Below are 11,134 nucleotides of genomic sequence, written 5' to 3' on the forward strand. Positions count from 1 at the left end.
ACTTACTATGCAAGAAATCGCTGAAACCCTTACAGTATAAGAGTTTTTGCTAAACTGTATAAAAAGGCAGCTCAAATCGAGAAATCCCTTGCCAGATAAAGGCTACAAGCATTTACCCTACACACCAAGGTCGGAAGAGCCTTAAAACAATATCGTCAGACTGGGTTTTCCTCTCTTCCTCTGTTTTCCCTTTTGACAAATAAACAGCCACTTGAATTATGGTTTTCTCAGACATCCTGACCGGTTCCAACTTCGATTTTGCTATCACCACAACAGGCGATGACGTTTTAAACTTTGCCGAACTCTCTAGCGAACAGCAAAACGCACTGTCAGGTTCGCCAGGAATCGATGCCGTATTCCTGGGAGGTGGCAACGATATCGCCCAAAACGACAACAGCCCTCGCATTTATTTCGGCAACGCTGGAAACGACGTTATAGCAGGCGGAAGCGGAGCCGACACCCTCGTTGGCGGTCGTGATAACGATACGTTAGATGGAGGTGGAGGAAGCGATCTGTTACAGGGCGATCGCGGAAACGATCTCCTGATTAGTAGTGGCGGCGATACCTTAATTGGGGGAGCCGGAGAAGATCTGTTCGAGCTATTGATTAAAAAGTCAACCAAAAAATCCCAGATCGGTAACTTGCTGCCCGAGATCCCCGGCATTTTGGAGATGTCGGGGATCTGGCTCGAGTTTTGATACATATTTTATGCGTTTTGTCAATCCCCGGTCTCGAAAAGTTTTCTGCACCATTGAGAGAGAAAACTTAGTGCGATCGATCGTCTATTCGCCTTGATTCAGCCGATTCGATCTGGCTAATCCGTCGGATCTTTCCTATTGTGTTCAATATAGGCGATCGAGAAATTCGGGACGAGTCGATCGATAATCGGGACAGTCGATCGCCCGTTCGGACAGAGCGGTTTTTGGATGAACCGGACATTTAAGGCGATAGTCGTTCGTGAAAAACTTGCAATCCGTACAGGGAATACGGTGCATCTCTTTAGCGCGACGAACCCCCGAACTCACAGCCGCGACGGTATTCGCCACGATCGCAAGTACGATCGCCCAAGCGCACACGAAACAAATCGGCACGAGATAAGGTTGCAGCGTTTCAATAAAAGGACGCAGGAGTTGCAACACGGCGCAGCTCTCCTTCGATAGTGCCAGCAGTACGAAGCGTTCACTCCATTGTAGCGGTCAACGTACTGGCACAGGCGATCGCTCGATGTTTCCCGAGCTGCAAATCCCAAAGTGGCAAAACCCGACCGACAAACCGTAGTTTTTCACGGCGATCGGCCGTACAATCGAAGGTGTTGCTGAGATGTTTGGAGCTTGGTTATGACTCTACAACTCGGAGATATCGTCCCCGATTTTACGCAAGACTCCTCTGAAGGAACGATAAACTTCTACGAGTGGGCGGGCGATAGCTGGGTCGTGCTGTTCTCGCACCCGGCGGACTATACCCCAGTCTGCACCACCGAACTCGGTGAAGTCGCAAAACTCAAAGGTGAGTTCGAGCAGCGCAACGCCAAAGTTATCGCGCTGAGCATCGACGACGCCGCATCGCACAAAGGTTGGATCGGCGACATCAACGAAACGCAAGCTACGGCGGTTAACTATCCCATTCTCGCCGATGTCGATCGCAAAGTCTCGGATCTCTACGGGATGGTTCACCCCAAAGCCGATCCCAACGTCACCGTTCGGACAGTTTTTGTCATCGATCCTCAGAAAAAACTGCGTCTGACTATTACCTATCCCCCGAGTACCGGACGCAACTTCCAAGAAATCCTGCGAGTTATCGACTCGTTACAACTGACGGATAACTACAAAGTCGCAACGCCTGTCAACTGGAAAGACGGCGACGATTGCGTGGTCGTCCCCTCGATTTCTACCGAAGACGCACAAAAGCAGTTTCCCAAAGGGGTTAAAGAGGTCAAACCCTATCTGCGGATGACACCACAACCGAATAAGTAGGGTGCGTGACTTGAAAAAATAGGGTGTCGAACGTGAGACCGATCGATCTGTCACGCACCGCCAATGTACACCGCCCACATACAAGGTGATGAGGGGAGAGAATTGATAATTAAACAATTTCTCTTCCTCTCCCCTGCTTCCTACATCTGACGAACCGTCGGTTGTCCGTCTTTGACTTCTCCGATTAACACCACATCGGCGACGTTGACGAACAAGCCGTTTTCTAAGACTCCGGGGATGTTGTTGAGGTTTTTTTCGAGTTCGGCGGGATCGTCAATTCCGTTGTCGAACTTCACGTCAACGACCAAATTTCCTTGGTCGGTGACGACAGGCCCGGCTTTTTTAACGCCCATGCGAAGGCTGGTTTTTCCGCCGAGGGCTTCGATTTTTCGCATTACAGGCGTCATCGCCATAGGAAGAACTTCCACCGGAAGCAGGAAATTTAGATTTAACTTCTCGACGATTTTCGACTCGTCTACCACCACCACGAACTGTTCGGCGAGGGAATCGACGATTTTTTCTTGGGTGTGGGCTGCGCCACCGCCTTTGATTAGCTGTTTTTGGGGATCGACTTCGTCGGCGCCGTCGATGGCGATATCGATGCGATCGACTTCGTCGAGGGTGGTGAGGGGAATTCCGTACTCTTTGGCGAGTACTCGGGCTTGAAACGAGGTGGGAATCCCTTTAATGTTTTGGAGATCGCCATTTTTGAGACGTTCGCCGATATATTGAATGGCGTAGGCGGTGGTCGATCCCGTTCCCAAACCGACGATCGATCCCGATTTCACCAAGTCGGCGGCCGCTTTCCCGACTTGCTGCTTCATCACTTTGACTGCGTCTTCACTCATCCTGGCTGTTCCTGTTTCCGTTGAATGCGTCAAAGACGATCGCGCCTCCTGTTACCTGCGCTACCGTCTCTACAACACTTTACCCCGTGAGGCGTCGCTTCAGAAGACGCGCGATCGCCCGAGTTTCGTTTTTCTATGTTTCCTACTCGATAGACTGTGAACGAATTTTCAGGATCTCATCCGATCGCTGGTGTGGACGAAGTCGGACGCGGTGCGCTGTTCGGCCCGGTGGTGGCTGCTGCCGTGTTACTCTCGCCAGAGGGGGCGATCGCCCTACAACACCTCGGCGTCACCGACAGTAAAAAACTCACCGCCAAACGCCGCGAAACCTTGCGCGATCGCATCGCGGACATCGCCCTCGACGGTCGCATCGGCGTCGCGACTGTCGAAGAGATCGATCGCCTCAACATCCTACAAGCCACGTTACTGGCGATGAAACGCGCGATCGAGCAGCTTACCCCAACACCAACGCTGTGTCTCATCGATGGAAATCGCCCCGTTCCCGATTTAGCGATTCCCCAACGAACCGTTATCGGAGGCGATCGCCACGAAATCGCCATCGCCGCCGCCAGCATCGTCGCCAAAGTCTGGCGAGACGCGGAAATCGTCCGTTTGGCCGCCGACTATCCCGAGTACGACTTGGCCAAAAACAAAGGCTACGGAACCGCCAAACACCGTCAGGCGTTACGAGAATTCGGTGTGTCTCCCCAACACCGCCGTTCCTTCGCCCCCTGTCAAATACCGTCAAAACAAACACGATCGAGACCAAAACAGTCAACAATAAAAGACGAACCGAGACTTTTCGACTAACACCAACATGAGACCGACTGCAATCCGAATCGCCGTTATCGGAGACGTTCACGACCAATGGGACGATACAGACGGCACGATTTTAAAACAATTAAACGTTCACCTGGCGTTGTTCGTCGGCGACTTCGGAAACGAGTCTGTTGACGTGGTCAGACGGATCGCTCGACTCGACCTTCCCAAAGCCGTGGTGTTGGGAAATCACGACGCTTGGTATACCGCCACCGATTGGGGACGGCGAAAATGTCCCTACGATCGCACCCAGGAAGACCGCTTTCAACAACAACTCGATCTGTTTGGGAGCGATCGCGTCGGGTACGGCCTGCGAGATTTCCCCGAACTCGGCGTCTCCGTCATCGGCGGTCGTCCTTGTAGTTGGGGCGGCCCCACCTGGAAGTACACCGACTTTTATCAAACCTGGTTTGGCGTCAGCAGCTTTGAGGAATCGACCCAACGCATCGTCGAAAGTGCCAAACGCGCCACCTGTAACACGCTGATTTTCCTGGGACACAACGGTCCGACGGGGTTGGGAGACGCCGCCGAAGACCCCTGCGGCCGCGATTGGAATCCCCTTGGTGGCGACTTTGGCGATCGCGATTTCGCCGAGGCGATCGCGACGATACGCGGCGACGGAAAATCAATTCCCTTGGTGACGTTCGGCCATATGCACCATCGCCTCCGCCATACGAAAACTCGTTTGCGTCGGTCGGTTTGCTTCGATGACGCCGGAACGCTGTACTTGAACGTCGCCAGCGTCCCTCGGGTGATGGAAATCGATCGCCGCATCGCCCGTAATTTCTCGATCGTCACCTTAGAAAACGGCTGTGTCACCGACGCCGCTCTCTGCTGGGTAGACGACGACAGCCAAACCTTGCAAGAAATTCCCTATTTCGATCGGGCCGATGAAGAGTTGACCGGTTGACGGGAAGAAGAGCTTTTTCAATGAAGAGGGGAGAGTGAAGAGTGGGGAGTTCCCATCATTTTATCATTGACTGGTGACTGCAAAAATGCTATAATGGGGAACGGACTCTGTGGAGAGGTGGCAGAGTGGTCGATTGCGTCCGACTTGAAATCGGATGAAGCGCAAGCTTCCGGGAGTTCGAATCTCCCCCTCTCCGTTTTTTAGCAGTTTTTTTAACGATCTTGCAGTTTTCGCTGAATGAGTTCGGCGATATCTCGGTTGGCTTGGAGAACTGAAGGGAGCGATCGTTGGCGATCGCCGTCCTCTGCGGTCGTCCCTTTACGGCCGAGGAGAAAATAAGTCTTCATATCGCCTTTGCCTTTGACGTGAATCGTCCCGCGTTCGGCGAGAACGAACATCGAACGAATGCGATCGTAGGTATCGGCGGACACTTGAATCTGACCGGCGACGCCGTGGGATTCCATGCGACTGGCAATATTCACCGTATCTCCCCACAGGTCGTAAACGAATTTTTTCAGGCCGATCACCCCCGCTACCACCGGCCCGGAATGAATTCCGATCCGAATATCGAGAGAACTACGAGTTTGGCGGTTGAACTCCGTAATCACCTGCTGCATATCCAAGGCCATTTGTGCGATCGCCTCGGCGTGGTTCGATCGGGGTTCGGGGAGTCCGCCGACGACCATATACGCATCGCCGATCGTTTTGATTTTTTCCAAACCGTGACGTTCGGAAAGGCGATCGAAGGCTGAAAAAACGTAGTTGAGTAACTGGACTAACTCCGTCGCGGGAATTTGAGACGACAGCTTCGTAAATCCGACGATATCCGCAAACAGAATCGTCACGGAGGTATAGTCATCGGCGATAGTTTTCGATTCGTTTTTCAAACGTTTGGCGATCGCGGCCGGTAAAATATTGAGGAGAAGTTTTTCCGTTTCGATTTGTTCGCGACGTAGTGCTTCTTCAGCGAGCTTGCGTTGGAAAAACTGACCGATTTGATTGCCCACCGTATCCATCATTTGCAGGAGTTCCTCGTCGCGATCGAGCGTGTGTTGGCAAAACAGCGTCAAAACGCCGATACGTTCTTCATCGACTTGAAGCGGACAGAGAACCACCGTCGCCAACAACAACTGTTCGGAAACGGCCATGCGATCGCTGGCGATATCAGTTTCTGCGATCGTCAACCACAACGCCTTCTCTTGTTGCCAAGTTGCGTTCACCCAACCACAAGAACGTCCGAAAGTGGCAGGAGACCAACGCGACGTATCGATAAACGGCTTAGCCCACAAATCTACACAGTTTAAATTAGAGCCGTGTAAATTCCGATGGTGTAAATTTCGACCGTGTAAGTGTTCTGGAGAAATCTTCTCCTCCTTCGCTTCGATCGTCGTTGGCTGCCAAAACTCACAGAGATCCCAATCGAGTCCTTCACAGAGTCCTTGCAGAAGTTTCGGGAGAGCTGACGCAAAACTTTGCGACTGAGATAAAACATTTGTGATCGTATTTTGCGCCATCAACCGTCGTTGAGCGCGATAACTTTTCGTGATATCTCGTCCGATATAAATAAACTGAGCAGGTTCGTCAGACTGTGCTAGTTTGACCGAACAAGAAAACGAAACGATCGCCTTACGGTTGTCCTTACAACGACAAACCAACTCAATATTTTTAAGAATCTCTCCTTCATCTTCAAACAGAAATCTTTGAATTTCAGAAATATTAAAATTTTCGTCTTCTAAAATATCAATAAAAGGACGTCCGATCAGTTCCTCTTCGCGATAGCCCAACAAATCGAGACCGTAAGCGTTCGTTTTCACGATCGTTCCCGACAGCGAGGTCACGATGAGAGCATCGGGCATCGATCGCACCATTTGTTCGACATAGGCTTCCGAGGCCGACAGCTTTTCAACGAGCAAACTCATCTCGTTCGACGATTGCACGAGGGTTTGTTCCAACTCCATACGATGGGTCACGTCTTCGAGGAACAACACCAAGCCTTCCCGTGCCGCAGCCGTTGCGTCGCGTACCACGTACAAATCCAAATAGCGCATCGTTCCCTCGCGATCGCAGCGAACGATGGCGGGTAGCGAAAAGTTGTCCTGTTCGCCAATTTGAATTGCCTCGAAAACTGCTTCGAGTCCGCACAATTCCGGCAACAATTCAAAAATATCCGATCCCGGTGCGATCGCGTCTTCGAGACCGATAAAATCAGTCGCCTGTTTCGAGACCTCGATCGTCGAAAATAAGCGATCGATAGTAATAAACGCAAGGTGAGGTAAAACAGAAAAGCGGGCGATCTCGGGATTCATGAGCGTTCGTCGCGATCGAAAAACGATGTTTGGCGTTAGCTTCTGTCTGTTGCCGACAGAAAACTCCACCCTTTATCAATACTGTAACGTTTCGCTTTCTCCGGCGGGATTGGGCGGTGAAATTGCCTCCCCAGATTGTCCGATAGGCGATCGGGCCGAACGTCTCGCGATCTCAGTTCTCGCAAAACTCACGCGATCGGGGCGGGGTTGGCTGGGAACTCTCGCATCGACGATACTGTCGATAGTCCGGGGAGGCAGACCGAATCCGCTACGATTTGAGATAGTTAGCGACAAACTCTCCGTATCGCGATCGGACTTCGGCCGGCAATCCCGAAAATCCTTGTCGAGACAGGCGTTTGCCCCCGTCTCGAGGCGGACAGCATCGTTGGAACTCTTCCGTTAAGTCGCTCTCTGTGGTTTCGTAATCAAAGGTGATTTCTTCACCGGCCGCGATATCGACGATCGCGACGAAATCGTAAGCCCCGAAGCTGTTATCTCGCACGCCTGTATTTGGGTTGTCAGAATGGTTAATGCGAATTGCAGGTTCGTCCATCTCAATGTGAACGTCCCAATCGACCTGAATCGAGTAAATCGTGCGCTCGGGCAACACGCCGATGCAGCGTGCGACCACGACAGTCTCACCTTTCTGGAAGTCCCGAGTGGCAAAGACTCCCAAGCCCTTTTGTCCAGCAGGACGAATTTCCACGTGGAAAACGGTATCTAAGCTCATGTTGGGTCGCGTTCCGTCCGACGCAAGTTTTGTTTCACAAACCAGGGTGACATTCGAGTGGTACGACCGTCTAGTATGTCAGATTTATGTTAAAGAGTTCCTTCGCGAAAGCGTTACAAGGTCAACTCGTGCAAATCTTCAAGCAAACTTTCGCTAAAATTTTGCCAAGTCGTGTCGAGTCCAGTTCGTCGCAGCAGGGAAAACTGGTCAGACTGGCTCGCGTACTGGCATTGGCCGCTATGGTGATGGCGCTCAATACGATGGGCTACACCTTGGCCAGTTCGTTGTTTGTCAGTCACGTTGGAACTGACGGCTTACCCCTATCTTACGTGCTGGTGGGGTTAGCTTCGACCCCCGTATACGGCGTGTTTTCCCGTGTCGCCGATCGCGTTCCCCACCCGCTGCTATTTCGCTATTGGTCGGTGGCAGCGGCGGGGGTGGCCTTGCTATTTCGGCTGTTGCTGTTTTGGGACGTGCAGCCAATTTATTACGCCCTCTTCGTCGGCGTGTATTTTCAGTGGACGCTACAACTCGATATTTTGTTGCCGACCCTGATTTCCGACTATTTTACCTCTCGAGAGTACAACCGCCGCGCCCCTTTTATTACGATGGCGCAGGCTGTCGGCGGTTTGCTCGGAGGCGGTCTCGTCAGCGTGTTGGCACGGTTTGTTGCCACGCAGGATATTTTGCTGTTGCTGCCCATTCTGTACTTGTTGGTGTTGGGGCAAGTATGGAATTTAGAACGCCGCGAGAAACCGATTCCCCCCGAAGAAACCGTTCAGACGGGTCGGGGGGACTCCTTACGTTCGACTGACGAACCGCCGCCGTCTCCGCTGCGCCTGGCCGAACAGTATCCGATCGTGAAGTTTTTAGCCGGAAGTACGTTTCTGTGGATCGTGCTGTACAGCTTGGCGGAATACTTGTATTTCGGTGTTTACGCGAGAACGTTCGCCGACGATCCCCAAGGGCTGACGAGCTTTTTAGGGGCGTTTAGTGCGGCTAACAGCGCTCTGCAAATGCTGGTGTTGTTTTTTCTGACGCGGAAGCTCATCGAAAAGTTGGGAGTCGCGCGGGTCAATTCGATTTATCCAGTTTCGACGTTTTTCTCGTTCGTGGGGTTGTGGGTGTTTCCGTCGTTCCCCGTGGCGGTGTTGGCGCATTTTAACTCGTCGACTGTCGATACGGCCATCGACCAACCGGCTTATACGTTGGTTTACAATCCCATCCCCAACCGCTACCTCGGACAAGTCCGCGCCGTCACGAACGGGCTGTGTTATTCGTTGGGACTGGCTGTTACGGGCGGACTGCTGTGGGTGGCGAGGCTGTACGTCAGTTTCGAGACGATCGCCTTAATGGGAATGGCGGTCGCGGCGTTTTTTGTCGGGGTGCGCTACAAGTTGGGTCAGAATTATTATCGATCGCTGCTGTCGGGACTGCGATCGAAAACGGACAAACTCGACCTCGAGGCGGTGCGTGAGGGGTTGATGCAGCTACCGGAAAGCCAAAGCGTACAACTGGCTCAAATGCTGAGTCGGGGCGATGCGAAGGAAAAAAGGGAAGCTTTAGAACTGGCCGTCTATTTACGGAGACCCAGTCGCCTGTTAACGGAAATCGACGGACTTCTTGCCGAAGCAGATGTTTCTCTGCGTCGGGGAATTTTGCGCTTTTTCAGCAAGACGACGCAAGATGCGGGGGTGACGCGATATCTGCGGGCGAGTTTGGCCTCGGCAGAGGAGGAACGACAATTGATGGCACTAGAAGCCCTCGTCGCGCGAAAGGAAGCGTTGGCGGTCGAGGACTTGCAACGACTCAGTTACAGCGATCGCCCGGCGCTTCGCGCGTTGGTGGCGGTGGTGGCACAGCACCGGGGCGATCTCGACGATCGGTTGCGCCTGCACTGTGCGGCGGTTTGGCAGTCGGATATGGACGACGAAACGAAAAAGGTCGTGATTCGCGGCATTCGCCATACGGGAAATCCCAACACGATCCCGCAGTTGTTGGAATTGTTGCAAGATGCTTCGGTAGACGTACAGATCGAAGTGTTGAAGGGGATGGCGGAGTTGACGGCTGAAGGGGACGAAACCCTCGGAGAACTGGCCGTGCGGTTTTTGGAACACCCGAGTCCTCAAGTACGCGTGGCGGCGATCGATTTGTTGGGGGCGATTCGATTGCCCCAGTTTTGGGAGTTTTTAGCGCGGGGATTGGAAGATTTGGATGTAAACGTACGTCTGCGATCGGCGGCGGCACTGGCCAACTACGAGGAATATAATTTGGAGCGGTTGGCTCGGGTGTATTTGTTCGGGGCGCGGGCGGACGTTTCGGAAGCGGCAGTCGCGGCGATCGCCAACGTGCAAACGAGCCAGGCGCTACACTTTTTGGAAGATTATTTGCAGCAGGACTATGAAGCCGCCGAGTCGATTCAGTTGTGGTGGCAGCGCATTCCCGCTCGATCGGAGTCTTGGCAGCCGCTGGTGATGGTGTTTCGCGATCGCAGCCAGCGGATCGTCAATCGGGTTTTTCACGTGTTGTCCTGTTTGGGAAGCCGTCACGCCTTGATGGAGGTGCGGCAGATGCTGCACGCACGAGACGAACGCAAACGCGCCAACGCCGTCGAAACGTTGGCGTCGATTCCTCACCGACGGTACGTGATGCCGATTTTGCCGTTGGTGGAATATCCTGAAGGGCGATCGCCTGTGGCGGAACTCGACGCCGATCGCGCCAAGTTGGTGTTAGAGGAGTTGTTGGGTTCTGAGGATCGATGGGTGCGCGTGGGGACGCTGTTGGTGTGGACGGCCTATCGCTATCCGTTACCGGATACGGTGAAGCGAGAGCGCGATCGCATCGTTAAAAGTGTGGTTAAAGAGGCGTTTGCGGCAGCCACGACCGGACGGATTTCAGATTTCTCGATCGGTCGCGTGTTGTTTTTAAAAACAACACCTTTGTTTCGCGATCTGTCCCTCGACGAAGTGTGGTCTCTCGATCGCGGGTTTCAGTTGAAAACTTATGAAGAAGGGGAGGTGGTTTGTCGAGAAGGGGAGGTGGGAAACACGCTCTATGTGTTGTATCGCGGTCAGTTGCGCGTCACGTCGTCGATGGAGGAAGAAGAAAGATATCTGACGTCGGGAAGCTATTTCGGCGATAGCGGTTTGTTTGGGGACGTTCCTTATGGTGCCACGGCGATCGCGGACTCGGCGAGTCAACTGTTGTGTTTGACGAAAGACAGCTTCGACGTTCTGATCGATATTTTGCCGAAACTGCCGAGTTGTTTCGCGTTAGCGACGTTCAACAGTGAGTTCTAAAAACTTCACAAACTGTCATCCACACTCTTTACATTTAAATTCGGGTTTTTTGCTATAAATATTTTCATTTTTGATGATTTAAACTGAAATGTCTTCCCCGAACGTTGTCCTATCCAGATTCTTCGCAGTACTCCAGCCATAGCTGAAAGCTTGGCTGGTGGTGTAGCGAAGTGCGACCGAGGGGAGTAACCTACAAAAGATTTGCTACAGTTTAGATATGCTAAACATGACGTGGGAATTTAAGCTAGA

General features: G+C 52.6%; 8 protein-coding genes, 1 tRNA gene and 2 pseudogenes. 6 read left to right on the forward strand and 5 right to left on the reverse strand.

Annotation, left to right across the window (positions count from 1 at the left end; all coding sequences use genetic code 11):
* Positions 1-218: 218 nt before the first annotated feature.
* The gene (locus tag POG22_RS08950) at positions 219-698 is read left to right on the forward strand and encodes a calcium-binding protein (RefSeq protein WP_498904818.1); all 480 of its coding nucleotides are present in this window, start codon (positions 219-221) and stop codon (positions 696-698) included.
* A gap of 144 nt (positions 699-842) precedes the next feature.
* Here POG22_RS08950 and POG22_RS08955 read toward each other — a convergent pair whose 3' ends face one another.
* Complete coding sequence (locus POG22_RS08955) at positions 843-1,139, reverse strand: hypothetical protein (protein WP_063719613.1); 297 nt, start codon at positions 1,137-1,139, stop codon at positions 843-845.
* A gap of 198 nt (positions 1,140-1,337) precedes the next feature.
* On the opposite strand from POG22_RS08955, the gene POG22_RS08960 reads away from it, so the two are divergent.
* A complete protein-coding gene (locus POG22_RS08960; RefSeq protein WP_498904820.1) occupies positions 1,338-1,973 on the forward strand; it encodes a peroxiredoxin in 636 nt (211 codons plus the stop codon).
* A 140-nt stretch (positions 1,974-2,113) separates the two neighbouring features.
* Here POG22_RS08960 and rpiA read toward each other — a convergent pair whose 3' ends face one another.
* Positions 2,114-2,821 carry a ribose-5-phosphate isomerase RpiA gene (rpiA, locus tag POG22_RS08965; RefSeq protein WP_498904821.1) on the reverse strand — a complete coding sequence of 236 codons (708 nt, stop codon included), beginning with the start codon at positions 2,819-2,821 and terminating at the stop codon, positions 2,114-2,116.
* 156 nt (positions 2,822-2,977) lie between these two features.
* On the opposite strand from rpiA, the gene POG22_RS08970 reads away from it, so the two are divergent.
* The 3 genes from POG22_RS08970 (at position 2,978) to POG22_RS08980 (ending at position 4,746) form a co-directional block, all read left to right on the forward strand.
* Complete coding sequence (locus POG22_RS08970) at positions 2,978-3,631, forward strand: ribonuclease HII (protein WP_498904822.1); 654 nt, start codon at positions 2,978-2,980, stop codon at positions 3,629-3,631.
* Between the two features lie 7 nt (positions 3,632-3,638).
* On the forward strand, positions 3,639-4,550 hold the full coding sequence (locus POG22_RS08975; protein ID WP_498904824.1) for a metallophosphoesterase family protein: 912 nt from the start codon (positions 3,639-3,641) through the stop codon (positions 4,548-4,550).
* Between the two features lie 111 nt (positions 4,551-4,661).
* Positions 4,662-4,746, forward strand: a tRNA-Ser gene (locus POG22_RS08980).
* 16 nt (positions 4,747-4,762) lie between these two features.
* On the opposite strand, the pseudogene POG22_RS08985 reads toward POG22_RS08980, so the two are convergent.
* The 3 genes and pseudogenes from POG22_RS08985 to POG22_RS08995 all read right to left on the reverse strand — a co-directional run.
* A pseudogene (locus POG22_RS08985) lies at positions 4,763-5,527 on the reverse strand (adenylate/guanylate cyclase domain-containing protein); the annotation flags it as partial.
* Positions 5,528-6,076: 549 nt separating this feature from the next.
* Positions 6,077-6,856 (reverse strand): annotated as a pseudogene (locus POG22_RS08990) (PAS domain-containing protein); the annotation flags it as partial.
* Between the two features lie 268 nt (positions 6,857-7,124).
* Entirely contained in the window at positions 7,125-7,586 is a 462-nt protein-coding gene (locus POG22_RS08995; RefSeq protein WP_063719607.1) for an SET domain-containing protein, read from the reverse strand.
* 86 nt (positions 7,587-7,672) lie between these two features.
* Between POG22_RS08995 and POG22_RS09000 the strand changes: the two genes are divergently transcribed.
* Positions 7,673-10,885 carry a cyclic nucleotide-binding domain-containing protein gene (locus tag POG22_RS09000; RefSeq protein WP_498904826.1) on the forward strand — a complete coding sequence of 1,071 codons (3,213 nt, stop codon included), beginning with the start codon at positions 7,673-7,675 and terminating at the stop codon, positions 10,883-10,885.
* Positions 10,886-11,134 lie beyond the last annotated feature (249 nt).

The organism is Geitlerinema sp. CS-897, from assembly GCF_028368005.1.
GTDB classification, from domain to species: Bacteria; Cyanobacteriota; Cyanobacteriia; order Cyanobacteriales; family Geitlerinemataceae; genus Baaleninema; species Baaleninema simplex.